The 25604-nt window shown below is 64.3% G+C and carries 29 protein-coding genes and 1 tRNA gene; 21 read left to right on the top strand and 9 right to left on the bottom strand.

The features are described from left to right. The first annotated feature begins 48 nt into the window (after positions 1-48). Positions 49-1209, top strand: a complete 1161-nt coding sequence (locus CK220_RS03620) for a YncE family protein (RefSeq protein WP_095810176.1) — start codon at positions 49-51, stop codon at positions 1207-1209. 190 nt (positions 1210-1399) lie between these two features. Here CK220_RS03620 and CK220_RS03615 read toward each other — a convergent pair whose 3' ends face one another. Continuing rightward, positions 1400-1588: a DUF1059 domain-containing protein gene (locus CK220_RS03615; RefSeq protein ID WP_095810297.1), complete on the bottom strand. Its 189-nt coding sequence runs from the start codon at positions 1586-1588 to the stop codon at positions 1400-1402. Positions 1589-1864: 276 nt separating this feature from the next. Between CK220_RS03615 and CK220_RS03610 the strand changes: the two genes are divergently transcribed. From CK220_RS03610 to CK220_RS03585, 6 genes are all read left to right on the top strand, one after another. Next, entirely contained in the window at positions 1865-2197 is a 333-nt protein-coding gene (locus CK220_RS03610; RefSeq protein ID WP_095810175.1) for a helix-turn-helix transcriptional regulator, read from the top strand. 30 nt (positions 2198-2227) lie between these two features. Continuing rightward, positions 2228-2917 (top strand): MIP/aquaporin family protein, encoded by a 690-nt coding sequence (locus tag CK220_RS03605; protein ID WP_095810174.1) that lies wholly within the window; start codon positions 2228-2230, stop codon positions 2915-2917. Further along, the gene (gene arsC / locus CK220_RS03600; protein ID WP_095810173.1) at positions 2914-3336 is read left to right on the top strand and encodes an arsenate reductase (glutaredoxin); all 423 of its coding nucleotides are present in this window, start codon (positions 2914-2916) and stop codon (positions 3334-3336) included. The genes CK220_RS03605 and arsC overlap by 4 nt, the downstream gene beginning before the upstream one ends. A 65-nt stretch (positions 3337-3401) precedes the next feature. Beyond that, on the top strand, positions 3402-3722 hold the full coding sequence (locus CK220_RS03595; RefSeq protein WP_095810172.1) for a metalloregulator ArsR/SmtB family transcription factor: 321 nt from the start codon (positions 3402-3404) through the stop codon (positions 3720-3722). A gap of 53 nt (positions 3723-3775) precedes the next feature. Further along, the gene (locus CK220_RS03590) at positions 3776-5164 is read left to right on the top strand and encodes an NAD(P)-binding domain-containing protein (RefSeq protein ID WP_095810296.1); all 1389 of its coding nucleotides are present in this window, start codon (positions 3776-3778) and stop codon (positions 5162-5164) included. Between the two features lie 15 nt (positions 5165-5179). Beyond that, complete coding sequence (locus tag CK220_RS03585) at positions 5180-6379, top strand: MFS transporter (RefSeq protein WP_095810171.1); 1200 nt, start codon at positions 5180-5182, stop codon at positions 6377-6379. A 97-nt stretch (positions 6380-6476) separates the two neighbouring features. Here CK220_RS03585 and CK220_RS03580 read toward each other — a convergent pair. Then, positions 6477-6561: transfer RNA gene (locus CK220_RS03580), tRNA-Leu, on the bottom strand. A 265-nt stretch (positions 6562-6826) separates the two neighbouring features. Between CK220_RS03580 and CK220_RS03575 the strand changes: the two genes are divergently transcribed. After that, positions 6827-7417 (top strand): YqaA family protein, encoded by a 591-nt coding sequence (locus tag CK220_RS03575; protein WP_095810170.1) that lies wholly within the window; start codon positions 6827-6829, stop codon positions 7415-7417. A 24-nt stretch (positions 7418-7441) separates the two neighbouring features. After that, entirely contained in the window at positions 7442-7960 is a 519-nt protein-coding gene (locus tag CK220_RS03570) for a disulfide bond formation protein B (RefSeq protein WP_095810169.1), read from the top strand. A 161-nt stretch (positions 7961-8121) separates the two neighbouring features. Here the strand turns inward: CK220_RS03570 and CK220_RS03565 are convergent, their stop codons facing one another. Next, a complete protein-coding gene (locus tag CK220_RS03565; RefSeq protein ID WP_040970486.1) occupies positions 8122-8679 on the bottom strand; it encodes an HNH endonuclease in 558 nt (185 codons plus the stop codon). A 111-nt stretch (positions 8680-8790) separates the two neighbouring features. After that, positions 8791-9450, bottom strand: a complete 660-nt coding sequence (locus tag CK220_RS03560) for a DNA-3-methyladenine glycosylase (RefSeq protein WP_095810168.1) — start codon at positions 9448-9450, stop codon at positions 8791-8793. 92 nt (positions 9451-9542) lie between these two features. Here CK220_RS03560 and gluQRS point away from each other — a divergent pair, with 92 nt between their 5' ends. Beyond that, positions 9543-10418: a tRNA glutamyl-Q(34) synthetase GluQRS gene (gene gluQRS, locus CK220_RS03555; protein ID WP_095810295.1), complete on the top strand. Its 876-nt coding sequence runs from the start codon at positions 9543-9545 to the stop codon at positions 10416-10418. On the opposite strand, the gene CK220_RS03550 is transcribed toward gluQRS, so the two are convergent. Beyond that, the gene (locus CK220_RS03550; RefSeq protein WP_066990158.1) at positions 10419-10706 is read right to left on the bottom strand and encodes a hypothetical protein; all 288 of its coding nucleotides are present in this window, start codon (positions 10704-10706) and stop codon (positions 10419-10421) included. It abuts the gene before it with no gap. Between the two features lie 160 nt (positions 10707-10866). On the opposite strand from CK220_RS03550, the gene CK220_RS03545 reads away from it, so the two are divergent. Further along, positions 10867-11769 (top strand): DMT family transporter, encoded by a 903-nt coding sequence (locus CK220_RS03545; protein ID WP_095810167.1) that lies wholly within the window; start codon positions 10867-10869, stop codon positions 11767-11769. Here CK220_RS03545 and CK220_RS03540 read toward each other — a convergent pair. Beyond that, complete coding sequence (locus CK220_RS03540) at positions 11739-12590, bottom strand: YihY/virulence factor BrkB family protein (RefSeq protein ID WP_095810166.1); 852 nt, start codon at positions 12588-12590, stop codon at positions 11739-11741. The genes CK220_RS03545 and CK220_RS03540 overlap by 31 nt on opposite strands. A gap of 58 nt (positions 12591-12648) precedes the next feature. Here CK220_RS03540 and CK220_RS03535 point away from each other — a divergent pair, with 58 nt between their 5' ends. The 7 genes from CK220_RS03535 to CK220_RS03505 all read left to right on the top strand — a co-directional run bounded on the left by CK220_RS03535 (position 12649) and on the right by CK220_RS03505 (position 18271). Then, positions 12649-13515, top strand: a complete 867-nt coding sequence (locus tag CK220_RS03535; RefSeq protein ID WP_095810165.1) for an SDR family oxidoreductase — start codon at positions 12649-12651, stop codon at positions 13513-13515. Positions 13516-13540: 25 nt separating this feature from the next. Next, complete coding sequence (locus CK220_RS03530; protein ID WP_095810164.1) at positions 13541-13732, top strand: twin transmembrane helix small protein; 192 nt, start codon at positions 13541-13543, stop codon at positions 13730-13732. An 18-nt stretch (positions 13733-13750) separates the two neighbouring features. Next, complete coding sequence (locus CK220_RS03525; protein ID WP_095810163.1) at positions 13751-14332, top strand: cob(I)yrinic acid a,c-diamide adenosyltransferase; 582 nt, start codon at positions 13751-13753, stop codon at positions 14330-14332. A 25-nt stretch (positions 14333-14357) separates the two neighbouring features. Then, positions 14358-15167 carry a rhomboid family intramembrane serine protease gene (locus CK220_RS03520; RefSeq protein WP_095810162.1) on the top strand — a complete coding sequence of 270 codons (810 nt, stop codon included), beginning with the start codon at positions 14358-14360 and terminating at the stop codon, positions 15165-15167. Between the two features lie 248 nt (positions 15168-15415). Beyond that, a complete protein-coding gene (locus CK220_RS03515) occupies positions 15416-16165 on the top strand; it encodes an electron transfer flavoprotein subunit beta/FixA family protein (RefSeq protein WP_066990176.1) in 750 nt (249 codons plus the stop codon). A gap of 24 nt (positions 16166-16189) precedes the next feature. Continuing rightward, positions 16190-17119: an electron transfer flavoprotein subunit alpha/FixB family protein gene (locus CK220_RS03510; RefSeq protein WP_095810161.1), complete on the top strand. Its 930-nt coding sequence runs from the start codon at positions 16190-16192 to the stop codon at positions 17117-17119. Positions 17120-17392: 273 nt separating this feature from the next. Further along, positions 17393-18271, top strand: coding sequence for a 3-hydroxybutyryl-CoA dehydrogenase (locus tag CK220_RS03505; RefSeq protein WP_095810160.1), 879 nt, complete (start codon positions 17393-17395; stop codon positions 18269-18271). 31 nt (positions 18272-18302) lie between these two features. On the opposite strand, the gene CK220_RS03500 is transcribed toward CK220_RS03505, so the two are convergent. The 3 genes from CK220_RS03500 to CK220_RS03490 form a co-directional block, all read right to left on the bottom strand. After that, positions 18303-20264: a PAS domain S-box protein gene (locus CK220_RS03500; protein ID WP_245428945.1), complete on the bottom strand. Its 1962-nt coding sequence runs from the start codon at positions 20262-20264 to the stop codon at positions 18303-18305. A 140-nt stretch (positions 20265-20404) separates the two neighbouring features. Further along, positions 20405-21043: an NrsF family protein gene (locus CK220_RS03495; protein ID WP_095810158.1), complete on the bottom strand. Its 639-nt coding sequence runs from the start codon at positions 21041-21043 to the stop codon at positions 20405-20407. 1 nt (position 21044) lies between these two features. Next, positions 21045-21581, bottom strand: coding sequence for a sigma-70 family RNA polymerase sigma factor (locus CK220_RS03490; RefSeq protein ID WP_095810157.1), 537 nt, complete (start codon positions 21579-21581; stop codon positions 21045-21047). Between the two features lie 204 nt (positions 21582-21785). On the opposite strand from CK220_RS03490, the gene CK220_RS03485 reads away from it, so the two are divergent. The 3 genes from CK220_RS03485 (at position 21786) to CK220_RS03475 (ending at position 25604) form a co-directional block, all read left to right on the top strand. Continuing rightward, entirely contained in the window at positions 21786-22793 is a 1008-nt protein-coding gene (locus CK220_RS03485) for an iron ABC transporter substrate-binding protein (RefSeq protein ID WP_095810156.1), read from the top strand. A 160-nt stretch (positions 22794-22953) separates the two neighbouring features. After that, the gene (locus CK220_RS03480) at positions 22954-24525 is read left to right on the top strand and encodes an iron ABC transporter permease (RefSeq protein ID WP_245428942.1); all 1572 of its coding nucleotides are present in this window, start codon (positions 22954-22956) and stop codon (positions 24523-24525) included. Then, positions 24522-25604: an ABC transporter ATP-binding protein gene (locus tag CK220_RS03475; RefSeq protein ID WP_095810154.1), complete on the top strand. Its 1083-nt coding sequence runs from the start codon at positions 24522-24524 to the stop codon at positions 25602-25604. The genes CK220_RS03480 and CK220_RS03475 overlap by 4 nt, the downstream gene beginning before the upstream one ends.

Raw genomic sequence — 25604 nt, 5'->3', positions numbered from 1 at the left:
AGGCATCCGGCGGCCGGATCCGGCCTGCTTCTTCACAAAGCAATCCAGATGATTGAAACCTTCCTGCGCTTCGCCCGCCTCTGTGCGCCGCTTGTCCTGCTCGCCATGCTCCCGGCGCGAGCCTTCGCCGAGTCCTGCCCTGAGGATTGCTCCGAGCCTGCGCCGCCGCTCGTCAACATCTACAGCCACACCACGGACGGCCATATGGCTCCAGCTGCGGCAGCTGCGTTGCCGCGCGTCTATGTGCCCAACCGCTCCTCGAACAGCGTTTCCGTCATCGACCCGGTGACGCTGAAGGAGGTCGACAGGTTTCCGGTCGGCAGCAAGCCGCAGCACGTCGTTCCTTCCTGGGATATGAAGACGCTCTGGGTGGCCAACAACGGCACCGGCAAGAACGGCAGCCTGACGCCGATCGACCCGACGACCGGAAAGCCCGGCAAGCAGGTGTCGGTCGACGATCCTTACAACATGTACTTCATGCCGGACGGCAGCGCCGCCATCATTGTCGACGAGGCCCTGAGGCAGCTCGATCTGCGCGATCCGCGGACCATGGCGCTGGTATCCATCATTCCGACGCCGGCCTGCCCCGGCATCAACCATGCCGATTTCGCGGCCGACAATTCCTATGCGATCTTCACCTGCGAATATGGCGACGGCGGACTGGCCAAGATTGACCTGAAGAACCGGAAGGTTCTCGGCCATCTCGACCTGTCGAAGATGGGCATGCCGCAGGACATAAGGCTGTCGCCCGACGGCAAGGTCTTCTACGTCGCCGACATGATGAATGACGGCGTCTTCCTGATCGACGGCGATAGTTTCAAGGAGATCGGCTTCATTCCGACGGGAGTTGGCGCGCACGGCTTCGTCGTCAGCCGCAACGGCAAGCGGCTCTATGTCTCGAACCGCGGCTCGCACAAAATGGAGCAGGGCCGCGCCGACGGACCGGGCAGCGTGACGGTGATCGACTTCGCGACCCGCTCGGTCGTCGCCCAATGGCCGCTCCCCGGCGGCGGCAGCCCCGACATGGGCAATGTCAGCGCCGACGGCAAGCAGCTCTGGCTCTCCGGGCGCTTCGACAGCGAGGTCTACATGATCGACACGACGTCGGGTGCCGTGACGAAGATCCGCGTCGGCGCCGAGCCGCATGGCCTGACGGTGTGGCCGCAGCCAGGCCGATATTCGCAGGGGCATACGGGAAACATGCGGTAGGGCTTTTCAGGTGTCGCAGAGCGAAGGGTGGTGCCCCTAGCCGGGGTGTTTCGACCAAATCGAATTCGGCGGAAAACCGCTGAAAGTCTATTCCAACAGCCTCTTAGGCTCTTCCGCCCTCACGAAATAACGAAAACCTCATGTACCTCGAGGACTACGCGATCTTGTAGCTGAGCGCAGGGCCACGCGCCTAGCTGGCAATCATCAGCGCTTGTAGCTGTTGTCGATCCTCTTTGGACCACTGGCTGGGGTCTTCCCCGTGGGCGGACTTCGCGTGAAGCTCGACGTGCTTCATCACCTCTTCCGCGCTCTCTGCCGTGAAGCTCCCCGGACAGGCTTCCATTCCCGGGTAGTCCTTGCACCGATACGTATAGGCCATCGCTGCCTCCATTTTAGGCACGTCTAATGGAGCGACTAGGCGCCGTCTTTGTCAACCGGCACTGTAAATTCAAAGTGACACACCACCCAAGCGCAACGAGTTCAGCGATCCCTGAATCGCGAGGACCTCAAGATCTTAAACACGGGCTGTTCGTGAGAACCTCGTCGCGGGCTTCTCTCCCGAGACGAGCTACCCGGTGGCCGGGCGGACCCCTTCAGTCTGTCATCCAACCGTCATGCTTCGGACTTACATCCACAAATCTGGATGAATGGATAGATGGACAAAGCAGCAGCTCTGCTCGCGCTGGCCGCGCTTGGCCAGGACACAAGGCTGGGAACCTTTCGCCTGCTCGTTCGAGCGGGTGCCGAAGGCGTTCCAGCTGGCGAGATCGCATCACAGCTTGGAACGGTGCAGAACACCATGTCAGCACATCTGAAGGTCCTCGAGCGCGCGGGGCTTGTTCGCGCCGAACGCGAGGGGCGGATCGTCCGGTATGTCGTCGACATGAACGCCTTTCGCGATCTGCTGGCCTACCTGATGCAAGACTGCTGCAGGGGCGCCCCGGAGCTTTGCCAGCCGGTCATCCAAGCGGTGACCTGCAAATGCTGACGACCTCAATCTCAATGGAGCTTTGGCACCATGTCCGTTGACCTGCCGCGGCGGCTCGCGGCCGAAGCACTTGGAACTGCCATGCTGGTCGCGGCCGTGATCGGTTCCGGCATCATGGCTGATCGGCTGACCCATGACGTGGCACTCGCATTGCTCTGCAACACCCTGCCGACCGGCGCGATGCTGGTCGTGCTGATCACCATCCTCGGCCCGATTTCCGGTGCGCACTTCAACCCAGCGGTCACGCTCGTGTTTAGCTTGCGGCACCAGATCGCCCGCGACGCGGCCCTGACCTATGTGGCAGCCCAGGTCGCCGGAGGCATCCTCGGCACACTGGTGGCTCATGCCATGTTCGACATGCCGCTCTTCAGTCTCTCGACCATGGTTCGCTCGGGGGCTGGCCTGTGGATCGCGGAGGCGGTCGCGACCTTCGGCCTTGTCTTCACCATCCTTGCCGGTCTTCGCTTTCGAGCGGATGCCATCCCGTGGTTGGTTGGCCTCTACATCGTGGCAGCTTACTGGTTCACTGCCTCGACATCGTTCGCCAACCCAGCCGTAGCCGTGGCCCGCGCCCTTTCCAACACCTTCACGGGTATCCGGCCGCTCGACGTTCCAGCTTTCATCGCCGCTCAGCTCGCCGGAGCGCTGTTGGCAATGATGCTCGCCGGCTGGCTGCTTGCGGAACACAAAGCCCCCACGAAAGTGGAACCTGCCGAATGACCGTCACGATCTATCACAACCCCCAGTGCGGCACCTCGCGGAACACGCTGGCAATGATCAGGCAGAGCGGCGAAGAGCCCGAGATCATCGAATACCTCAAGACGCCTCCCTCGCGTGCCAAGCTGGTTGAGTTGATCGCAGACATGGGCATCACTCCGCGTGCGCTGCTTCGGGAGAAGGGAACGCCCTATGACGAGCTTGGGCTCGCTGATCCAAAGTGGTCAGACGACGATCTGATCGACGCCATGCTCAAGCATCCGATCCTGATCAACCGCCCTATCGTGGTGACCCCGCTGGGTGTGGTGTTGGCGCGACCATCCGAGGCGGTCCTGCCGATCCTGCCCAATTCCGACATCGGCCCCTTCACCAAGGAAGACGGCGAGGTCGTGATTGACGAGAGCGGCAAGCGGGTCGTCTGACCGTATTTCGATCCTTGTCGAAATAGGTGGTTGACCCGTGGCGGCGGCGGGTGCAGTGTTATTCCATGAAACTCGAACAAGCCGCAAAACAGCTCGAAGCCATCGGCAATCCGACACGGCTCAAGCTCTATCGCACACTGGTCAGAGCCGGCGAAGCAGGCCGGCCGGTGGGCTACTTGCAGGACAGCCTGGGTATCGCGGCCTCGACGCTGTCCCATCACCTGCATCGCCTCATTCTGACCGGCCTCGTGACGCAGGAGCGGCAGGCGACGACCCTGATCTGTCGGGCCAACTACCCTATCATGCGGGACCTGATCGGCTTCCTGGCTGACGAGTGCTGCGCTGACGCAGCCTGCGGTACAGTGGAGAGCGACGCGGCGGCATAGCCTATTTTTTTGCATCGTATTTCCATGATCCCGGAAGGACGGAAACAATGTCGATGAATGACCATGACGCCCTCCCTGTCGCCGTCATCGGAGCCGGCCCGGTCGGCCTAGCGGCCGCAGTTCATCTCGTAGAACGTGGGCTCCCAGTGAGGATCTACGAGGCCGGCGCTGCGGTCGCGACCAATCTCAGGGACTGGGGCCACGTTCGGGTGTTCACACCTTGGCGCTACTGTGTGGATCGGGCGGCGGTAAAGCTGCTTGAGCGCAGTGGCTGGACGATGCCCGAGCCGGAAGCGTTCCCAACCGCTGACGAGCTGGTCGCGCACTATCTTGAACCGCTCGCGAGGCTCCCTGAACTCTCAACATCTATCGAGACCAACGCGAACGTGGTTGGCATCTCCCGCTGGGGTGCGGACAAGGTATTGAGCAAGGATCGAGAGGCACGGCCCTTCATGTTGGTCGTGGAGACCGCCGAGGGGATCAGACGTGACAGCGCGCGTGCCGTTGTTGATGCGTCCGGGACATGGCAGACGCCAAACCCGCTTGGGGCCGGTGGTATCGCGGCAGAGGGTGAAGCGGAGTTCGCTGACAAGATCGCCTATGGCATCCCTGACATTCTCGGCCGCGACCGCACCCTCTATGCCGGCCGCGCGACGCTTGTTGTCGGCTCGGGCCATTCGGCCGCCAACGCCCTACTCGATCTCGATAGGCTGGCTGAGGTCGAGCCCGGAACCGCTTTCGTCTGGGCGACACGCGGGACCGATCTGGTTCGCATTTACAGTGGTGGAGATTTGGACCAACTGCCTGCCCGTGGCGAGCTTGGCTCTGACGTTCGCGAACTGGCGGAGAGCGGGCGCACAAAGCTCGTCACTGGCTTCGCAACGCTGGCCATCCGCAGTTCAAACGGCCGCCTGACAGTCGAAGGTCAAACGAAGGACGGCCTACAAATACTCGGGCCTTTCGACCGCATCATCGCAGCGACCGGCCAGCGGCCCGATCTGTCCCTCACCCGTGAGCTTAGGCTTGACCTCGATCCGTGGCTTGAGGGCGTCAAGGCGCTGGGGCCTCTGATCGACCCCAACGAGCATTCCTGCGGCGACGTTCCGCCGCACGGCCATCGCGAACTCAGCCACCCCGAGCCCGACTTCTTCACGGTCGGCATCAAGAGCTACGGCCGCGCTCCGACCTTCTTGCTGCTGACCGGGTATGAACAGGTACGGTCGGTCGCAGCAGCCCTCGCTGGCGACATGGCGGCTGCGGATGCCGTCCAACTGGTGCTACCCGAAACCGGCGTCTGCACGGTCCCCCAGTCGACCATACGCGCGACCGCTGGCGGATGTTGTGGTGGCCCCGCTCCTTCCGAGGCTGACGCCTGTTGTGTCGCCGATGCTCAAGCGAAAGCCGCTGGCAAGAGCGGCTGCGGTTGCAACGCGGCAGCATGAACGAAACGAACCCCTATGGAGCGCAGTCGCCGAACGATCATATCCATCCTCGGGCTGACCCAGATCATGGCTTGGGGGTCAACCTACTACCTGCCGGCGGTCATCGCATCACGGGTGGCTTCTGACACGGGCTGGCCGTTGGCGTGGGTCGTTGGCGGGCTGTCGCTCGGCTTGCTCGTCGCCGGTTTGATTTCACCCCATGTCGGTTCATCCATTGAACGGCACGGCGGGCGCAATGTTCTTGCCTTCAGCGCGTGTTGCATCGGCATCGGCCAGATCGGACTTGCCGTCGCCCCAAACCTCGCCACCTACATTGTGGCCTGGCTGGTTGTTGGGCTTGGGATGGGGGCCGGCTTGTACGATGCCGCCTTCGCGACCCTCGGCCGGCTCTACGGCCACAGCGCGCGCTCCGCCATCACCATCCTTTCGCTGTTCGGTGGGTTCGCCAGCACCATCTGCTGGCCTATCTCCGCCTTCCTGATGGGCGAGACGGGCTGGCGCGGCACCTGCCTCGTCTATGCCTCGGTGCAGTTGTTGTTCGCCCTCCCCCTCTATCTCACGATGCTGCCGCGTGGGGTACCGCCGCCGAGCGTCCCGGACCGGCTGGGGAAGACACAGGCTGAGGTCCCTTCTCGGCCGACCTCAATTCCGATCATGGTAGTCCTGGCTGCCACGCTGACCTTGGCGGCGGTCATTTCGTCGACGGTGTCAGTTCATCTGCTCACCATCTTACAGGCCGGCGGCATGGCGCTCGCCGCTGCCGTTGGGCTCGGGGCACTGGTCGGCCCCGCTCAAGTGTCGGCGCGTGCCGTCGAGATGGCCATCGCCCGCTACCATCATCCCATCTGGACCAAGTTCGCGTCAGTGACATTCGTTGCCATCGGCATTGGTGCGCTCTGGGTCGGGGTTCCGGTCGTGGCGGTGGCGCTAGCCTTCTACGGAGGCGGGATCGGCCTCGAAACAATAGCGCGGGGCACGCTGCCGCTCGCTCTGTTCGGCCCGTCGGGATACGCGAGGCTGATGGGGCGTCTCGCCATGCCCAGCTTGATCGCCCAGGCAGCAGCGCCATCTGTCGGAGCGTTGTTATTGGAGCATGTGGGCGCTCACGGCACTCTCGCGGCTCTCGCTGGCTTGGCGCTGCTAAACGTCGGGCTGGCGTGCGGCTTGGGCTGGTTGATCTTCCGTCGTCGAACCCTGCAGGTTCAAGCGCAGTAACGCTTTGTAACCGGCCGGCAGCCCTGTGAAGTGGTTGGCCAGCCCATGAAGTTCCGTCACTTCGGCAACTGCCTGGTTGATGATCAAAGAGACCAAATGGTGCCCCTAGCCGGGATCGAACCAGCACTCCTTGCGGAACTCGATTTTGAGTCGAGCGCGTCTACCAATTCCGCCATAGGGGCTCAGGCCGGGCGGCCTGGATGGGCGCGGACTATACGGGCGGACGGGCTTTCGTCAACTGGCCTGTCGCCGATTTGCCAGCGCTGACTACACCCGGCCATGCCTTTCGGTATCGTGAAGGTGCCGCCATTGTGCGGCGCGGAAAATCTTTCTAGACAGGGGATGCGTTGAAGCGCCTTGGATCCCAAAGGATGGATGCGGCGCTTTGGGACCTTGTCTTCCTGCCACCCGGTGTCCAAAACCACCGCGCGCTTTTCAGGAGAGCCGATGCTTCGCGGACTTTACGACTGGACCCTGTCGCTGGCGGCAAGGAAATCCGCCGAATGGTGGCTGGCCTTCATCGCCTTCGTCGAAAGCTCCGTCTTTCTGGTGCCGGCCGACGTGCTCTATCTGCCGATGGCGCTGTCCAAGCCGGAGCGTGCCTATCGCTACGCGCTGGTCGCCACGGCGGCCTCGGTGCTCGGCGGCGTCGCCGGCTGGTTCATCGGCCACTACGCCTATGAGGCGGTGGCCAAGCCGATTCTGGAATTCTACGGCAAGTATGACGAGTTCGAGCAGCTGCGCACCTCATCCGGCGTCGGCTTCATCGTCCTGATGCTGATCACCTCGGGCGCGGCGCATTTGCCCCCGATCAAGGTCGTGACGATCCTGTCGGGCGTCATCGGCGTCAACCTCCTGCTGTTCATCGCACTGGCGATCGTTGCGCGCGGCGCCCGTTTCCTGCTGCTTGCCTGGCTGCTTCGCCGCTACGGCGACTCGATCAGGGAGTTCATCGAAAAGCGTTTGGGCATGATCGTCAGCGCCGGCGCCGCTGCCCTTATTTTGCTCTATATCGCGGTCAGATACGCCCACGGATAGGACCAAGCGAACGGATCAGGACCGATGACAGCGACCATGACTGCCGACACCGGACGCCAGCGGACGCGTGCCGCGCTGTTCCTGGCCGTCGCCATGGCAGCGACGGTCGGCTCGGCGCTCGCCTTCCAGTATATCGGCGGCTACATCCCCTGCCATCTCTGCCTCGAACAGCGCACGCCCTATTATATCGGCGCGCCGCTGATGCTGGTGGCGGCCGCTGCCTCGATGCTGCGCGCACCGGCCTGGCTGACGCGCGGCCTGCTGGGGATCGGCGGCTTGTTGATGCTCTATGGCCTCTATCTCGGCATCTACCATTCCGGCGTCGAATGGGCCTGGTGGCCTGGCCCCGCCGACTGCACGGCCGGCGCCGGCCCGGTCGACACCGGCGGCAAGGGCGTGCTCGACGCGCTCGATAAGTTCGTGCCGCCATCCTGCGACAAGGCCGCGCTTCGCATCCTCGGCCTGTCGCTCGCCGGCTGGAACGCCATCGCCAGCCTCATCCTGGCCGCCGTCGCCTTACGCAGCGCGCTGTCGCGCGACTGAGCTAGCGCCATAGCGACGACGCAGAGTTCGAGCAGAAATTCGGCAGGCTGAGTCGGACGGCGCAACTTTCGAGAACCGGATCGGAGCGTACTTAAGTACGTGAGCACCGGAAGCGCAGAAAGCTGCGTCAGGCGGCCGGCATGGCGGGTTTGGGCCGAACTCTACGGTTCCAGTTCGACATCCCAGTAGAGATAATCCATCCAGCTTTCATGCAGATGGTTGGGCGGGAACAGGCGGCCGTTGTTGTGCAGGTCGTGCACGGTCGGCTGATAGGGTTTCTGCAGCGGCCACATCTTGGCCTGCGCCGGCATCATGCCGCCCTTCCTGAGATTGCAGGGCGAGCAGGCGGCCACGACATTCTCCCAGGTCGTCGCCCCGCCGCGATGGCGCGGGATGACATGGTCGAAGGTGAGATCGTCGGTCGTGCCGCAATACTGGCACTGAAAGCGGTCGCGCAGGAAGACGTTGAAGCGGGTGAAGGCAGGATGCCGCGACGGCTTCACATAGGCCTTCAGGCTCACCACGCTCGGCAGCTTCATCGAGAAGGTCGGCGAGGAGACGGCGTGCTCGTATTCGGCGACGATATTGACCCGGTCGAGGAAGACAGCCTTGATGGCGTCCTGCCACGACCAGAGCGACAGGGGGTAATAGCTGAGCGGACGGTAGTCCGCATTCAGCACCAGCGCGGGAAGCCCATCCGGAGATACGGCAACCGTCACGTTGTTGGCCTCCTTCGTTCTAAACCGAACGCCACGGGATACTGTAAGCCCGACATGACAGGGATGTGAAGCGGATTGTCGTTCGGCGAAACGCTCAAAAACGCATGATTTTCATGCTTTTTCGGCCATCTCGACAGGCGGCGCCGCGTCCCTGCCCTTCAATTCCCGATAGTAGGCCCAGAAAAGCCGCGACGCGACCCCTCGCCACGGGCTCCATGATTCGGCCAGCCGTATCAGCGTTTTCTCCGGCGGGCGAGGGTCGATGCCCAGGGCATGGCCGACCGCCGTCTGCAGCGCGACGTCGCGCGCGGGAAACACATCGGGGTGGCCGGCGGCGAACAGCAGGTAGCACTCCGCCGTCCACGGTCCGATCCCCGGCACCGCCGTCATCGCCGCGATCGCCTCGCCGGCGTCAAGCGAGCAGAGATGGTAGAGGTCGAGCCCGCCGGCCACGGCTTGCGCGATGGCGATCAGCCCGCGCTGCTTCGGCCGCGACAGGCCGGCCTCGCGGAAAATATCCTCGCCGGCGCAAAGTATCCCTTCCGGCGTCAGCGGATCGACCAGCCTGACCAGCCGGCCGAAGATGGCATCGGCGCTGGCGCGGGACACCTGCTGCGAGACGATGATCGACGCCAGGCTGCCGAATCCCGGCTCGGAGAGCCTCAGCGGCACCTCGCCGGCCATGCCGCGTACCTTCTCCAGCCGTGGATCGAACAGGCAGAGCGCGTCGAGTCCTGCCGCAATGTCGTCGAGCGAGGCGATGCGTTGCACGTTTGCTTGTTCCCAGAGCGCTCATGAAGTGGCAATTGATGGCTAACTATCAACCGGCGGAAGCGCCTTTCAACCCGAATGCCGCCCGAGACATGACGCTCCTGACATTCCGCTTCGCGCCGAGCCCCAATGGCGAACTGCATCTCGGCCATGCCTATTCAGCGCTTATGAACCGGCAGATGGCGGCACGGGCGGGAGGACGGCTGTTGCTGCGCATCGAGGACATCGACGTCACGCGCTGCACGCCGGACTTCGAGGCCGGCATATTCCGCGACCTGAGATGGCTGGGGTTCGAATGGGAAGAGCCCGTGCGGCGCCAGTCCGAACATTTTTCCGAATACAGGGCCGTGCTCGACCGCCTGATCGCCGAGGAACTCGTCTATCCCGCCTTCATGAGCCGCGGCGAGATCCGGGCCTTCATTGCAGGGACCGAGAAACGCGGCCGCAACTGGCCGCGCGACCCCGACGGCGTGCCGCTTTACCCGCCGCTCGACAAGGCACTTCCGATTAAGGAGCGCAAGCGGCGCATTGCCGAGAACACGCCTTTTGCCTGGCGGCTCGACATCGAGGCAGCCAGGGCGCGCATGCCGGGCGCCTTGTCATGGATCGAGTTCACCGACGAGACCATGGCCGCGACGCGCACGGTCGACGCAACGCCGCAGGCCTGGGGCGACGTCATCGTGGCGCGCCGCGATATCCCGACCAGCTACCATCTCGCGGTCGTCGTCGACGACGCGCTGCAGGGCGTCAGCCATATCGTGCGTGGTCAGGACCTTTACGCGGCGACCAGCGTGCAGCGCCTGTTGCAGGACCTGCTCGGCCTCTCCGCGCCGCGCTACTTCCACCATCGGCTGATCCTCGGCCCAGACGGCCGGAAGCTGTCCAAGAGTTTCAAGGACACGGGCCTTGCCGCACTCAGGCAGGCAGGCGTGTCGCCGCAGAATGTCGTGCGGCTGGTTGGGCTTTGATTACAAGCGAGCCAGGCCGGCCTTGATCAGCGCCATCACGCTGATGAAGACGAAGGCGCCGCTCAAGCCCCATGCCACCGCTAGCTTGATATCACGGAAGGTGATGCCGTGCTCGTTGGCGATCATCACCGCAACGAAGAAGCCCAGCGTGAAGAGCAGCGTGTTGCCGGTCGAGCCGAAGCCGTCGTCCTTCATGATGGCATCGAGCGCGGTGCCGAAGAAGAACCCGAAGACCGCGACGGTGGCGACCGCGAACAGCAGCCATGTCGTACCGAGATGCAAAAGCATGCCTGCTCATGGCGTGCCTTAACGCCATGCCCCTCTTGGCACCGTTTGTTGAATTCGGATGAGCTTATGGATCAACCGTTTCGTTTTGCTTGCCGAATTGATCGGCATTAGAGCAATTGCCGACATCAACTTTTCACGCGCAGCCAGAGCCCTCCTTCCAATGGACAGCATAAAACGGTTCATCCCCGCCTCTTTCGTCGTTCTGTGGGCAACCGGCTTCATCGGCGCGCGCTATGCAATGCCATGGGCGGAGCCCTTCACCTTCCTCGCCATTCGCTTCGTGCTGGCGGCGATCCTGTTTGCGGGACTGACCGTCCTTATCGGCTCGCGCCGGGCTACCCGCGAGGAGGCGCTTCATGCGACGGTGGCCGGCGTCCTCATGCACGGCGTCTATCTGGGCGGGGTCTTCTGGGCGATCCACCGAGGCATGCCGGCCGGGCTTTCGGCGCTGATCGTCGGCCTGCAGCCGCTGATCACGGCGGTGCTCGCCGGCAAATTCCTCGGCGAGGCGATCCTGCCGCGCCATTGGGCGGGCCTTGCCGTCGGGCTTCTGGGCGTCGTCATCGTGCTCTGGCCGAAGCTCGGCATGATTGGCGGCGGCGTTACCGCGGCAACGCTGACGGCCTCGCTGGTCTCGGTGCTCGGCATGGCCGCTGGAACGATCTGGCAAAAGCGCTTTGCCTCCGGCGGCGACCTGGTCTCGGCGACCATGTGGCAGTATGTCGGCGGCTCCGTCGTCACGATCCTGGGGTCGCTCGCCTTCGAGACGCGCACCATCACCGTCAACGGCGAGCTCATCTTTGCCATGGCATGGCTGGTCCTGGTGCTGTCTCTCGGCGCCATCTTCCTGCTGATGGTGATGATCAGGGACGGCGAGATGTCGAAGGTCGCATCGCTGTTCTATCTTGTGCCCGCCGTCACCGCCGTCATCGCCTGGGCTCTGTTCGGCGAAGAGCTCAATCTGCTGCAGATCGCCGGCATGGCGGTCGCGACGCTAGGCGTCGGGCTCGCGACCGCCCGTCAGGACAGGGCTCAACCCACGCGGGCGCGCGCCTCGAGATAGCGGCTGATCGCGGCATTGAGCTCGCCGCCGAGGATGAAAATGGCCGAGATGATGTAGAGGAACACCACCGCGATCATGATCGAGGCCAGCCCCGCATAGGTCGTCACATAGGACGAGAAATGGTCGAGATAGGTGGCGAAGATGGTCGAGCCGGCCAGCCACGCGACCAGCGTGAAGACGATGCCCGGAACGATGGAGACGAAGCGGCGCTTGCCGGCCGGCAGCCAGATATGCACGGCGAACAGGCCGATGACGATGACGGTCGAGGCGATGACGTAACGCCATATGGTGATCGTGCCCATATAGGGCTTGATCCATTCCAGATGCGCCTCGGCCAGCCGCGCGAGCAGCGGCGCGAACACCAGAAGCACGCTGACGGCGAGAAAACAGGCCGTTGCGATCAGCACGAAGATGATGCTCTGCACCCGGCGATGGATGATGCCGCGCGTCTCGGTAACGCGATAGGCGCGGTTGAGCGAGGTTCTCAGCGCCTCGATGCCGTTCGAGGCGAAGTAGGCGGCCAAAAGCACGCCGTAGGTCAGGAGGTCGCTGCGCCGTACTGTGAGCACATTCTGCACCTCGCGCGCGATCGGCTTGGCAATCTGCTCCGGCCAGGTGTCGAAGACCAGATGCACGGCCGTGTCGGCGAAGGCGCGCGCGCCGAGAAAGCTGGCCAGCGTCGTTGCGAAGATCAGGAACGGAAACAGCGCCATCAGCGAGGTGATCGCCAGATGACTGGCCATCGCCCAGCCGTCGTCGGTGGTGAAATGGCCGATCGCATCGTAGAGCACGCGCTTGACCGCGACGATATTCCTGAGCAAGGACCCGCGCTCCGCTCGATTGTGTCGACGCCGCGAATATGGGAAGGGATTGCGGCAAATGGCAACCCCAGGTCCCACAACGTTGCCCACCGCTGAACAGTTGCGCAGCATCATCGTCACCGGCACCTCCTCCGGCATAGGCGCCTATTGCGCGCGCGCATTGAAGGCGGAAGGCTGGCGCGTGTTCGCCACGGCCCGCACACCGGCCGACATCGCCGCGCTCGAGGCGGAGGGCATCGAAGCCTTCTATCTCGACTACCGCGAGCCAGCGTCCATCGCCGCCCTGGTCGACGCTGTGCTGGAGCGCACGGGCGGCACGCTCGATGCGCTGTTCAACAATGGCGCCTATGCGCAGCCCGGTGCCGTCGAGGACCTTCCTGTCGAGGCGCTGCGAGAGCAGTTCGAAGCCAATTTCTTCGGCTGGCACGACCTGACCCGCCGCGTCGTGCCGGTCATGCGACGGCAGGGCCACGGTCGCCTCGTCCACTGCTCCTCGATCCTGGGCCTCGCCCCGGTCCGATTTCGCGGCGCCTATTCGGCGTCGAAACATGCCGTCGAAGGCCTGATGCTTTGCCTGCGCCAGGAGCTCGAAGGCAGCGGCATTCATGTCTCGTTGATCGAGCCGGGGCCGGTGACCTCGAAGATCGCCAGCAACGGCCTGGCATGGTTCTTGAAGAACATCGACGTCGAGAACTCCGTTCACCGCGCCGACTACCAGGCGCAGCTCGCGCGACTGAAGGCCGGCGGCAGCGTCTCGCGTCTGAAGCCCGGACCGGAGGTGGTCCATGCCGCCTTGCGCCACGCGCTTCTGTCACAGCGCCCGCACCCGCATTATGTGGTAACGGTGCCGGCCAGAATCGGCGTGGCGCTGAAGCGCATCCTGCCGGCCTCGATGCTCTACCGCGTGCTCGCCAGGCGGGCCTGACCGAAACCCAACTGGAGCCAGCCCCATGGCAACCGTCTTCAACATCCTCGCCATCGTCGTCATGGCCGCCGTCGTGGTCGTGCTGATCCGCGGCCTCGTCAACATGATGCGCGGCGGCTCCGGCTTCACCTCCAACAAGCTGATGCAGGCCCGCGTGCTGCTGCAGTTCATAGCTCTGATGCTGATCATGCTGACCGTCTACTTCACCCGCAAGTAACGGGCCGGGGAGGAGAACGTGGTCAAGCTCAACAAGATCTATACCCGCACCGGCGACGACGGCACCACCGGTCTGGGCAGCGGCGAGCGGCGGCTGAAGTCCGATCTGCGCGTCGAAGCCTACGGCACGGTGGACGAGGCCAATGCCTGCGTCGGCATGGCGCGCGTCCATACCGGAACCGTTCATCCGACGATCGACGCCATGCTCGCCCGCATCCAGAACGACCTTTTCGACCTTGGCGCCGACCTGGCGGTGCCGGACGAGGGCAAGCCGCTCGACTACGAGCCGCTGCGTATCGTCGCCGCGCAGACCGGGCGCGTCGAAAAGGACATCGATGCTCTCAACAAGGACCTGCAGCCGCTGAAATCCTTCGTGCTGAACGGCGGCACGCCTGCCGCGGCAGCCTTGCATCTTGCGCGCACCGTGGCGCGGCGCGCCGAACGCCTCATGGTGGCGCTGGCGCAGGATCCGGCTGAGCACGTCAACCCCGAGGCGCTGAAATACATCAATCGCGTCTCCGACCTCCTGTTCGTCGCCGCACGAGCGGTCAATGACAACGGAAATGCCGACGTGCTATGGGTTCCCGGCAAGAACCGCTGACAATCGGGTATGGCGGGAGGGTCCGATGTTCATCCCGCTCTATGACACCAACAGGCTCCGCCACATCCGCCTGCAATATGTGACGATCGGTCTGATCGCCGCGAATGCCTTGGTCTATCTCGCGACCACGCTTGGCGGCGAGAGCTTCACCAACGCCGCCGTGCTTGGCCTTGGCTTCATCCCCTCTGTCGTCCATGACAAGGTGGAGCTGTCGCCCGAATTCGTCGTCATTCCCGAAAGCCTCAGCTATCTCACCTATTCCTTCCTGCATGCCGACATCTTCCATCTCGGCGGCAACATGCTGTTCCTGTGGGTGTTCGGCGACAATGTCGAGGACGCGCTCGGCCATGTACGCTACCTGATCTTCTACCTCGCCTGCGCGGCGGCGGGTGCCTTCTTTCAAGGGTTGGTCGGTTGGGATTCCCAGGTGCCCCTGATCGGCGCCTCCGGCGCCATCGCCGGCGTGGTTGCGGCCTATCTGATCCTCTATCCGAGGGTTAAGGTGTGGGTATTGGTCTTTGCGCGCATTCCTCTGCGCATCCCCGCCTTCATCCCGCTCGTCCTTTGGATCCTGTTCCAGGTCGTGATGTTTGCCGCCGGAGGAGAGGATCAGATTTCCTGGGCCTGCCACATCGGCGGCATCATTGCCGGCGCCGTTCTCGTCCTGGTGTTGCGCAACCGCGGCGTGCCGCTGCTTGCCGGCGCAGACGGCGAGCCGGACCCGACGCCGAAAGTCCAGGAAGTCCCTCTCCCGATCGAGCCCGGGCCAACGCCCGAGGCGCCGGCACAGACGGCGCCTCGATGGGGCCGCGGCGCCGCGTCGCCGCGGGACTGAACCGATTTGAGTGCGTCGTGCATATTGACGCGCCGGATTGCCGCCACTACGGAAACGCCACCACAGAGCATGATCCCGAAAAGTGGGAACCGTTTCGGAAAAGATCATGCTTAGGCGAAACATCGGGGTGGAGTTGCCTCTTGGCCGTTGAAGACCAGAATTCCGCCCGGAATGTCGGCTTTCGACAACTCTGACAAGGCGCACACTGCTATAGCGCGCCCGACTATCTCAGGAGAGGTGACAGGAAAATGAAGATCCTTGTGCCCGTAAAGCGGGTTGTGGACGCGAACGTCAAGGTCCGGGTCAAGGCCGACGGGCTGGGCGTGGAGCTCGCCAACGTCAAGATGGCGATGAACCCGTTCGACGAGATCGCGGTCGAGGAAGCGATCCGAATCAAGGAAGCCGGCAAGGCCGAGGAGATCATCGTCGTCTCGATCGGCCCGCAGCAGGCGCAGGAGACGCTGCGCACCGCGCTCGCCATGGGCGCCGACCGGGCCATCCTGGTCAAGACCGACGAGCAGACCGAGCCGCTGGGTGTGGCCAAGGTGCTGAAGGGCGTGGTCGAGGCCGAGAAGCCCGGCCTCGTCATCCTCGGCAAGCAGGCGATCGACGACGACAGCAACCAGACCGGCCAGATGCTGGCGGCGCTGCTGGGCTGGGCTCAAGGCACCTTCGCCTCCAGGATCGAGCTCGCCGGCGATCATGCCAAGGTAACGCGTGAGGTCGACGGCGGCCTGCAGACCGTTGAGCTGAAAATGCCGGCGATCGTAACCGCCGACCTTCGCTTGAACCAGCCGCGCTATGCCTCGCTGCCCAACATCATGAAGGCCAAGAAGAAGCCGCTCGACGAGAAGAGCCCGGCCGACTACGGCGCCGACGTCAAGCCGCGCCTGAAGGTCATCAAGACCGAAGAGCCCGGCGGCCGCAAGGCGGGCGTCAAGGTCAAGAGCGTCGCCGAGCTGGTCGAGAAGCTCAAGAACGAAGCCGGCGTGCTCTAAAGCGGTCAGGAAAGGAACAGGAAAATGGCAATTCTCCTCATCGCCGAACACGACAACGCAACCCTTTCCGACCAGACCGCCAAGGCGCTGTCGGCGGCCCTGCAGATCGACTCGGATGTCGACGTGCTGGTTGCCGGCAAGGGCGCCAAGGCAGCAAGCGACGCGGCCGCCAAGCTGAAAGGTGTTCGCAAAGTGCTGCTGGCCGAGGCCGACGAGCTCTCCGAGCGCCTGGCGGAGCCGCTGGCCGCCCTCGTCGTCTCGCTCGCCGGCTCCTATGACGCGATCGTCGCCCCCGCCACCTCGGCCGGCAAGAACGTCGCGCCGCGCGTGGCGGCCCTGCTCGACGTCGCGCAGGTGTCCGAGATCATCGAGGTGGTCTCGCCCGACACTTTCAAGCGGCCGATCTATGCCGGCAACGCCATCCAGACCGTGCAATCGACCGACGCCAAGAAGGTGATCACGGTGCGCACCGCCTCCTTCCAAGGAGCGCCCGAGGGCGGTTCGGCCCCGGTCGAGACGGTCAACGCCGCCGCCAACCCCGGCCTCTCCTCCTTCGTCGAGAACAAGCTTTCCGAGAACGATCGTCCGGAGCTGACCTCGGCCAAGATCATCATCTCGGGCGGCCGTGCACTCGGCTCCTCGGAGAAGTTCCAGGAAGTGATCCTGCCGGTTGCCGACAAGCTCGGCGCCGCCGTTGGCGCGTCCCGCGCGGCGGTCGATGCGGGCTATGCCCCGAACGACTGGCAGGTCGGCCAGACCGGCAAGGTGGTCGCTCCCGATCTCTACATTGCCGTCGGCATCTCCGGCGCCATCCAGCACCTCGCCGGCATGAAGGATTCCAAGGTCATCGTCGCCATAAACAAGGACGAGGAAGCGCCGATCTTCCAGGTTGCCGACTACGGTCTCGTCGGCGATCTCTTCGTCATCCTGCCGGAGCTGCAAAAGGCGCTTTGACGCTTTCTGCTCTGGCATATTAAAATCCGAAGGGTGGGGTAGACGAAGTCGCCCCGCCCTTTTAGTTTGCACTGCACAAAAAGCGGGCCGCTAAAGGCTTGCGCAATTCCAGGAAAAGCCGGTAGCGGTTTTCCCTCCGGAATTGCGATAAAACAAAAAAGGCAATTCCAGGAAAGTGCAGAGCCACTTTGCGTCCGGAATTGCGGGAAACAAAGAGAAGGGAGCTCTTCCGCACCTCTCAGTAGCGGAAATGCTCCAGACGGGATTGGGGTAATGAGCAAGATCGAGACGATCGGCATCGTCGGCGCAGGTCAAATGGGGGGCGGTATCGCCCACGTCTCGGCGCTGGCCGGCTACAAGGTCCTGATCCACGACATCTCGTCCGACCGGGTCGAGAAGGGCATCGCCACCATCAGCGGCAACATGGCCCGCCAGGTCGGTTCGGGAAAGCTCGAGGAAAAGGCGCGCAACGAGGCGATGGCGCGCATCTCATCGGCGTCCGCCATGGCCGATCTCGCCGCTGCCGACCTCGTCATCGAGGCGGCGACCGAGGATGAGACGGTCAAGCGCAAGATCTACGCCCAGCTCTGCCCGCAGCTCAATCCGGAGGCGATTCTCGCAACCAACACCTCCTCGATCTCGATCACCCGGCTCGCCGCGCAGACCGACCGGCCTGAGCGCTTCATCGGCATACATTTCATGAACCCGGTGCCGGTGATGAAGCTGGTCGAGTTGGTGCGCGGCATCGCCACCGAGGACCAGACGTTCGAGGCCGCCAAGGCCTTCGTGAACCGGCTCGACAAGACGATCACCGTTTCGGAGGATTTCCCGGCCTTCATCGTCAACCGCATCCTGTTGCCCATGATCAACGAGGCGATCTACACGCTCTATGAAGGCGTCGGCACGGTGGACGCCATCGACACCGCCATGCGGCTCGGCGCCAACCATCCGATGGGGCCGCTGCAGCTGGCCGACTTCATCGGTCTCGACACCTGCCTGTCGATCATGCAGGTGCTGCATGAGGGCCTGTCGGACTCGAAGTATCGCCCCTGCCCGCTGCTGGTGAAATATGTCGAGGCCGGCTGGCTCGGCCGCAAGACCGGCCGCGGCTTCTACGACTATCGCGGCGACCATCCGGTGCCGACGCGCTGAGCCCCGCGGCTGAACGCTCTCCACGCGGCGTTCAGGATGCCGCCGCAAGCGGCAGGAGCGCCGCCTCGTCCTTCGAAACTTCATCGGGCGCTGCCGAAACGCAACCGCGGCCGGCTGCCTTGGCGGCATAGCAGGCGGCATCGGCACGGGCGATGATCTCATCCACCTCGCCGCAGCCGGCGCGGATCGGCGCAAGCCCGATGCTGGCGGCGATCGAATGCGGACGGCCGTCCCAGCTGAAGCCCAGGTTGCGGATGGCTTCGATGATGGAGCGCGCCGCGACGGTCGCTCGCGCCGCCGCGCCCGATTTCAGTATGACCGCGAACTCGTCGCCGCCGAGACGGGCGACGATATCTTCCGGCCCGAGCACGTTGCGGATGGCCTCGGCGACGCGCTTCAGCAGCGCATCGCCCGCCGCGTGGCCGCCAGTGTCGTTGACCGCTTTGAAATGGTCCAGATCGACGAACATGAACTGATGCTCGCCGCCATTCAGCCGGCACCGACCGACCAGCTCCTCCATTGTGCGGATGAAACTTGGGCGGTTGGCGAGCCCGGTCAGCGCGTCATGGGCCGCGGCATAAGCGAGCTGGCGCTGCAGGGCGCGCGCGTCGGTGAAATCCTGGAAGACGATGACCAGCCCGCAGAACTCGTCGCGGTCGTTCATGATCGGCGACACCATTTGGCGGATGCTGCAGCGCGTCTCGTCGCGCCTGATGAGCACGGCGCGGGCGTTCTGGTCGCCATGATGGCGGTCGCCGGCCGCAGGTCGCGTCAGGCCGATCCTCTGTCCGGTTTCCTCATCGACCGCCCAGTAGACATCGCCGAGCACCTTGCCAAGCGCCTCGCCGCTGGCGATGCCGGTGAGCTGTTCGGCGACCGGATTCATGAAGGTGACGCGATTGGCGGCATCGGTGCAGATCACCGCGTCGCCGATCGACTGCAGCGTCACCCTGAGCCGCTCTTTTTCATCGGCGAGCATCGCCGCCGAGACCTTGCGCCGTTCTTCGGCCTCCTTGCGCTCCGTGATATCGGTCAAGCTGCCGATGGCCCGGATCAGCCGGCCCTCGCCGTCGCGTTCGATCGCCTTGCCGCGGTCGAGGATCCAGACCCAATGGCCGTCCTTGTGGCGCATCCGGAACTCGGCCTCGAAGAAGGCCGTCTCGCCGGCAAGATGCGCCCGGTCCGCCTCGGCGACAATTTGGCGGTCGTCCGGATGGATCATCGTCAGCCAGCGGTCGGGATCGCCGTCCAGTTCGCCATCGTCATAGCCCAGCATCCTGACCCAGGTTTCGGAGTAGGTCGTGCCGCCCTTGCGCATATCGAGGCTCCAGACGCCTTGTCCGGCGCTGGTCAGCGCGAAGTTCCAGCGCGTCTCGGCTTCGGCGATGCGCGCTTCGGCCTGCTTGCGCGCATCGATGTCCTCGACCTGCGACACAAGATAGAGCGGCTTACCGGTCTCATCTTCGCGAATGACCGAGCCCGCGAGCTGCGCCCAGACCGGAGTGCCGTCTTTCTTGAGATAGCGCTTCTCGAAATGGAAGGAATCGATCTTTCCCTCTTTCAGCGCGATCATCGTCTCACGGCCGATCTGCAGATCGTCGGGATGCGTGATCTGGAAGAAGGTCAGCGCCTCGATTTCCGCCCGGCTGTAGCCGAGCATCGCCGCGAAGGCGGGATTGGTCTGAAGGATGCGGCCGTCGAGGCCGACGATGGCGACGCCGATCGCCGAATCTTCCATCGCGCGCCGAAAGCGCTGCTCGCTTTCGGCGATCTGCCGGCGGTCGTCGATGATCCTGCGGATGAACAGGGCCGAGACAAACAGCGTCACGGCCGTGACCGCGACGGATATCTGCAGGCAGAACTTCAGCGTCTCCGCGCCGAGCTCCAGCGCCGGCAACAGGACCGATGCAGTCAGGGCGACGAGCCCTGCCGCCATCAAGGCGAGCACAGATCGCTTGCCGGCCCGCGGACCTTTCCAACTCAACCACGCCACAATGCGATCCCACCCCCATGCGCAACTGCACGCCGCCACAACCCTGGCGGATCGATTTTAAGGAATGGTTGTAAGCTGCGGCGATCACACCGCTAACCGGCAAAGCAATTGCCGGCGTGATTAAGGATCGGTGTGTAATCCTACCAGCGGACGAAAAACCGTCCGCCAAGCGCGCCGAGCGCGGTGAGGAAAGCGATCGCGATCGTATACCAGGTGGCGACGAACAGCGGCGAATCGTCGAAGCAGTGCGCGGCATAGAAGGTCGCCGCCAGGCCGCCCGCGAGCAGGCCCGCGACCGCGCCGGCCAGCACCGGCCGCGTCGGCGCGCCATAGCGCAGCATACCGAGGAAGATCGCCAGGGGACCGATGCCGATCAACGGGATGAAGCTCATGCAGATCATCATGTTGGAACCCACGAGCCGTCTGCCCCAGTCCGCCTCCGGCACGACGAAAAGCTCCAGGATCACCGCGATCCCGACGAGCGCGGGCGCGGCCAGCATCCATAGTTTCGCTCGCCTGCTCGCCGCACCGGGCATCGACAGCGCCCGGATCAGAGCGAATGCGCTGGCCGTGAGCGCCAGGGTGAAGACGAACTTCGACATGAAGCGCATCGTATGCATGGCCGGCATGATGTCCGGGCGCGGACCGATGGTCATGAAAAAGATCATCGCCGCGACCGCAACCGCCACGCCGACGGCCAGCCACCAGGCGAGGCCAAGCGGCATCGCCTTGTTGCGGGCATCGGCGTCGAGCGCCTTTATGAGGTCCTCAGTTCTCATGTCACTGTCGTCCGAACCTTTTGGCGATCGCGGCAAGACCGCGATGCAGCGACACGCGCACCGCCGTCTCGCTGATGCCGAGCTTGACCGCCGTTTCGCCGATCGAATGGCCGTCGACCGAGATCGAGGAAACCACGGAGCGCTGCGAAGGCGGCAGGCCGTCTAGAGCCCGGTTTATGTCGCGCTCGCTCACCGTCTCCGCTTCCGGCTCGGCGAAAGTCTCGGCGATCTCGTCGAGCTCGACCTCGATGCGACGGCCGCGCCGGCGGAATGCATCGATCAGCTTGAAGCGGGCGATCGCATAGACCCATGGCAGCACCGGCGCGTCTTCTCGCCACGTGTGCCGTTTGACGTGAATGGCCAGCAAGGTTTCCTGCACGACATCCTCGGGGTCGACCCCGCCCTGAACGATCTTGCGCCGGACGAAGCCGCGAACGAGAGCGGCTATCCGGTGAAGAAAGTCGGCGTAAGCCCTTTCGTCTCCCGCGATCGCGGCCCTGAGCAGCCGGGAGAGCTCGGCCTCGTCCTTGCCGGTCACAAGAGTTTACCCCCGATGTTCGCGTCTCGGCCCTGGTTTGTTACGGGGCCGGCGAAATAATGTCCAAGCCAAAGTACCGGAAAATCACGAAAGTTTGCGGCACGGCGACCGATTGAAGCAGGTCGGAATGTTGACTATCCCAATCAGGTATTGATAGGTGCGTCTGAGCCTGAACCCCTGTCTCCAGATTTGAGGACGATGCCCATGAAAACTGCCTTTTCCACTCTTGCCGGCGCCGCCGCGCTGGCGCTCGGCCTGATCGCCGGACCGGCCATGGCGGAGGATGCAGGCATCATCGTCTACAACGCCCAGCATGAAAGCCTGGCCAAGGAATGGGCGAAGGGCTTCACCAAGGAAACCGGCATCAAGGTGACGCTGCGCAACGGCGGCGACAGCGATTTCTCCAACCAGATCGTCGCCGAGGGTGCTGCCTCGCCGGCCGACGTGTTCCTGACAGAGAATTCGCCGGCGATGGCGCTGGTCGAGGCGGCCGGCCTGTTCGCGCCGGTGGGTGCCGACACCCTCGCCCAGGTTCCGCAGGAATACCAGCCTTCGAGCGGCAAATGGGTGGGCGTCGCGGCGCGCAGCACCGTCCTTGCCTACAACAAGGACAAGCTCAAGGAAGACCAACTGCCCAAGTCGCTGCTCGACCTTGCCGATCCGAGCTGGAAGGGCCGTTGGGCCGCCTCGCCGTCCGGCGCCGATTTCCAGGCCATCGTCAGTGCGATGCTCGAGCTCAAGGGTGAAGCCGCGACTTCCGGCTGGCTGAAGGCCATGAAAGAGAACTTCACCGCGTACAAGGGCAACAATACGGTGATGAAGGCGGTCAATGCCGGGGAGATCGATGGCGGCGTGATCTACCACTACTACTTTTTCAGCGATCAGGCGAAGACCGGCGAGAACAGCAAGAATGTCGGCCTGCACTATTTCAAGAATCAGGACCCCGGCGCGTTCGTGTCGATCTCTGGCGGCGGCGTGCTGGCCTCGAGCAAGCATCCGAAGGAAGCCCAGGCCTTCTTGAAGTGGGTCACCGGCAAGGGCGGCCAGGAGGTTTTGAAAACCGGGACCTCTTATGAATATGCCGTCGGCAAGGATGCCATGTCGAACCCGAAGCTCGTGCCGCTGGCCGATTTGCAGGCACCCAAGATCGATCCGACGCACCTGAACTCGAAGAAGGTCATCGAACTGATGACGCAAGCCGGCTTGCTTTAGTCCGCGTTCGTCCTAAAAGGACACCGACCGTGCTCCCGCCGGAATTCGCTTTCCGCGGGAGCGCTTTTGTTTTGGAGATGGCCTCGTCTATGACGATCATCTGCGTTTCCGACCGCATTCGCGGTTCATCAGATCGCCTCCTGGCGGTGCATTCCGGCTGATGTCCGCGATCGACCTCACGCATTCAGGGCCGCCGGCTGCCGCAAGGCAGAGCCGGCGGTCCACGTCGTGGATTACGCTTGCGGCCGCCATGGTCTCGCTGATCGCTCTCCTACCGCTTGCCTTCATCGTCTGGGTGGGCATCCAGACGGGATGGGACACTGTGGTAGCGCTGACCTTTCGGCCTCGCGTCGGCGAGCTGCTGGTCAACACTATCCTGCTTGTCCTCCTCGCCGTCCCGATCGCCATCTTGCTGTCGGTGGCGCTTGCCTGGCTGACCGAGCGCAGCGACGTGCCCGGCAACCGTTGGTGGTCGTGGCTGTCGGTGGCGCCCTTGGCAATTCCCGCCTTCGTCCACAGTTACGCCTGGATCAGCCTGATCCCCGGCCTGCACGGGCTCTGGGCCGGCGTGCTCGTCTCCGTTATCGCCTATTTCCCGTTCCTCTATCTGCCGATCGCAGCGGCGCTGCGCCGGCTCGACCCGGCGCTGGAAGATGCCGCCGCAGCGCTTGGCCTCGGGCCCTGGCGCGTCTTCGCGCGTGTCGTGCTGCCGCAGTTGAGGCTGGCCATCTGCGGCGGTTCGCTTTTGGTTGGCCTGCACCTGCTTGCCGAATACGGACTTTATGTCTTCATCCGCTTCGACACCTTCACCACCGCGATCGTCGACCAGTTCCAGTCGACGTTCAACGGCCCGGCGGCGAACATGCTTGCCGCCGTGCTGGTCGCCTGCTGCTTCGTGCTGCTTGGCCTGGAGGTGATCGTGCGCGGCGAGGAGCGTTACGCGCGCGTCGGTTCAGGTGCGGCGCGCCAGCAGCAGCGCGCCCGACTCGGCCGCGCCACGCTGCCTTGCCTGCTGCTGCCCGCCGGCACTGCGCTGCTCACGCTCGGCGTGCCCTTTGTGACCGTCGGCCGCTGGCTGCTTGCCGGTGGCGCGGACGTCTGGCGTTGGGACGAGATCAGCCTGGCGCTCGGCCAGACGCTGGTCCTCGCCGTCGCCGGTGCGCTGCTTGCCACGGTCGCCGCGATGCCGATGGCCTGGATCTCGATCCGTGCGCCGGGCCGTTTGCAGCGCCTGCTCGAGAGCTGCAACTACATCGTCGGCTCGCTGCCGGGTGTGGTCGTCGCGCTGGCGCTGGTGACCATCACCGTACGCATCGCCTTGCCGCTCTATCAGACGCTCTTCACCATCCTCTTCGGCTATGCGCTGATGTTCCTGCCGCGCGCGCTGGTCAGCCTGCGCGCCTCGATCGCCCAGGCGCCGGTGGAACTCGAGCGCGCGGCCTCGAGCCTCGGCCGTCCGCCGCTCAGGGCGCTATGGTCGACCACGATCCGGCTGTCGGCGCCGGGTGCGGCGGCCGGCATGGCGATGGTGGCGCTCGGCATCACCAATGAACTGACCGCGACCCAGATGCTGGCGCCGAACGGCACCCGCACGCTGGCGATGGCGTTCTGGTCCTACAGCGGCGAGATCGACTACGCCTCGGCCGCCCCTTACGCCTTGATCATGGTGGCGATGTCGCTGCCGATGACCTGGGTGCTCTACGTCCAGTCGAAGCGGATGGCCGGCCGATGAGCTTCCTCGAACTCCGCGACGTAGCGAAACATTATGGCCCGGTGGCAGCACTTGCCGGCGTCGACCTCACCGTCGAAAGCGGCAGCCGCACCGCAATCGTCGGACCCTCCGGCTGCGGCAAGACCACCTTGCTGAGGCTGATCGCCGGCTTCGAGGCGCCAGACCGCGGCCGCATCGCGCTCGACGGCAAGCTGCTCGCCAATGGCGGGGCGGCGGTTCCGGCGCATCGCCGCGGCATCGGCGTGGTGGCGCAGGACGGCGCCCTCTTCCCGCATCTCACCATCGCCGACAATATCGGCTTCGGCATGCCCCGCAGCGCCGAGAAGCGCGCCGAGCACATCGTCGAGCTCGCCTATATCGTCGGGCTGGACAAGGCGATCCTGAAGCGCCGTCCGCACGAGCTTTCCGGCGGCCAGCAGCAGCGTGTCGCGCTTGCGCGCGCCATGGCGATGAAACCCCGGCTGATGCTGCTCGACGAGCCGTTCTCGGCGCTCGACACCGGTCTGCGGGCCTCGATGCGCAAGGCTGTGGCCGAGCTTCTGGAGGATGCGGGCATCACCACCATCCTGGTCACCCATGATCAGGCCGAGGCGCTGTCCTTCGCCGGCCAGGTGGCCGTCATGCGCGACGGCCTGTTCTCGCAAGTCGGCACGCCGCGCGAGCTCTATTTCCAGCCCAGGGACAGGATGGTTGCCGAGTTCCTCGGCGACGCCATCATCGTGCCGGCCAAGATCGCCGACGGCTTTGCCATATCGCCACTCGGCCGCATCGCCGTCGACACCGCCGAGCGGCGCGACGTCGCCCGTATCATGCTCAGACCCGAGCAGGTGGTGCTTAAACGAACCTCCCGCGAAGGCATGTCGGGGACGCCGGACATGCTGTTCGGCGAGGTGACGGACTCCGAATTCGCCGGCTCGGTCTGCACCATCGCGGTGCGGCTGCTCAATAGCCCGGATCCGCCGGATGCGGCCGCAATCGGCAACACACCGCTCGTCCTGCGCAAGACCGGCATGGACGTGCCGGAGGTCGGCGAGATCGTGCGCCTTACCGTGACCGGCAAGGCGCATGTGTTTGCCTGA

It is taken from the genome of Mesorhizobium sp. WSM3860, assembly GCF_002294995.1.
Lineage (GTDB): Bacteria > Pseudomonadota > Alphaproteobacteria > Rhizobiales > Rhizobiaceae > Mesorhizobium.
Note: the sequence above shows the minus strand (reverse complement) of the source record. Positions and strands in the feature narration are given on the sequence as shown.

What these genes read in the sequence shown, in the direction of transcription:
- CK220_RS03620 (WP_095810176.1), top strand. Translation starts at nt 49, where the DNA reads ATGATTGAAACCTTCCTGCGCTTCGCCCGCCTCTGTGCGCCGCTTGTC.
- CK220_RS03615 (WP_095810297.1), bottom strand. Translation starts at nt 1,588, where the DNA reads ATGGCCTATACGTATCGGTGCAAGGACTACCCGGGAATGGAAGCCTGT.
- CK220_RS03610 (WP_095810175.1), top strand. Translation starts at nt 1,865, where the DNA reads ATGGACAAAGCAGCAGCTCTGCTCGCGCTGGCCGCGCTTGGCCAGGAC.
- CK220_RS03605 (WP_095810174.1), top strand. Translation starts at nt 2,228, where the DNA reads ATGTCCGTTGACCTGCCGCGGCGGCTCGCGGCCGAAGCACTTGGAACT.
- arsC (WP_095810173.1), top strand. Translation starts at nt 2,914, where the DNA reads ATGACCGTCACGATCTATCACAACCCCCAGTGCGGCACCTCGCGGAAC.
- CK220_RS03595 (WP_095810172.1), top strand. Translation starts at nt 3,402, where the DNA reads ATGAAACTCGAACAAGCCGCAAAACAGCTCGAAGCCATCGGCAATCCG.
- CK220_RS03590 (WP_095810296.1), top strand. Translation starts at nt 3,776, where the DNA reads ATGAATGACCATGACGCCCTCCCTGTCGCCGTCATCGGAGCCGGCCCG.
- CK220_RS03585 (WP_095810171.1), top strand. Translation starts at nt 5,180, where the DNA reads ATGGAGCGCAGTCGCCGAACGATCATATCCATCCTCGGGCTGACCCAG.
- CK220_RS03575 (WP_095810170.1), top strand. Translation starts at nt 6,827, where the DNA reads ATGCTTCGCGGACTTTACGACTGGACCCTGTCGCTGGCGGCAAGGAAA.
- CK220_RS03570 (WP_095810169.1), top strand. Translation starts at nt 7,442, where the DNA reads ATGACAGCGACCATGACTGCCGACACCGGACGCCAGCGGACGCGTGCC.
- gluQRS (WP_095810295.1), top strand. Translation starts at nt 9,543, where the DNA reads ATGACGCTCCTGACATTCCGCTTCGCGCCGAGCCCCAATGGCGAACTG.
- CK220_RS03550 (WP_066990158.1), bottom strand. Translation starts at nt 10,706, where the DNA reads ATGCTTTTGCATCTCGGTACGACATGGCTGCTGTTCGCGGTCGCCACC.
- CK220_RS03545 (WP_095810167.1), top strand. Translation starts at nt 10,867, where the DNA reads ATGGACAGCATAAAACGGTTCATCCCCGCCTCTTTCGTCGTTCTGTGG.
- CK220_RS03535 (WP_095810165.1), top strand. Translation starts at nt 12,649, where the DNA reads ATGGCAACCCCAGGTCCCACAACGTTGCCCACCGCTGAACAGTTGCGC.
- CK220_RS03530 (WP_095810164.1), top strand. Translation starts at nt 13,541, where the DNA reads ATGGCAACCGTCTTCAACATCCTCGCCATCGTCGTCATGGCCGCCGTC.
- CK220_RS03520 (WP_095810162.1), top strand. Translation starts at nt 14,358, where the DNA reads ATGTTCATCCCGCTCTATGACACCAACAGGCTCCGCCACATCCGCCTG.
- CK220_RS03515 (WP_066990176.1), top strand. Translation starts at nt 15,416, where the DNA reads ATGAAGATCCTTGTGCCCGTAAAGCGGGTTGTGGACGCGAACGTCAAG.
- CK220_RS03510 (WP_095810161.1), top strand. Translation starts at nt 16,190, where the DNA reads ATGGCAATTCTCCTCATCGCCGAACACGACAACGCAACCCTTTCCGAC.
- CK220_RS03505 (WP_095810160.1), top strand. Translation starts at nt 17,393, where the DNA reads ATGAGCAAGATCGAGACGATCGGCATCGTCGGCGCAGGTCAAATGGGG.
- CK220_RS03495 (WP_095810158.1), bottom strand. Translation starts at nt 21,043, where the DNA reads ATGAGAACTGAGGACCTCATAAAGGCGCTCGACGCCGATGCCCGCAAC.
- CK220_RS03485 (WP_095810156.1), top strand. Translation starts at nt 21,786, where the DNA reads ATGAAAACTGCCTTTTCCACTCTTGCCGGCGCCGCCGCGCTGGCGCTC.
- CK220_RS03480 (WP_245428942.1), top strand. Translation starts at nt 22,954, where the DNA reads ATGTCCGCGATCGACCTCACGCATTCAGGGCCGCCGGCTGCCGCAAGG.
- CK220_RS03475 (WP_095810154.1), top strand. Translation starts at nt 24,522, where the DNA reads ATGAGCTTCCTCGAACTCCGCGACGTAGCGAAACATTATGGCCCGGTG.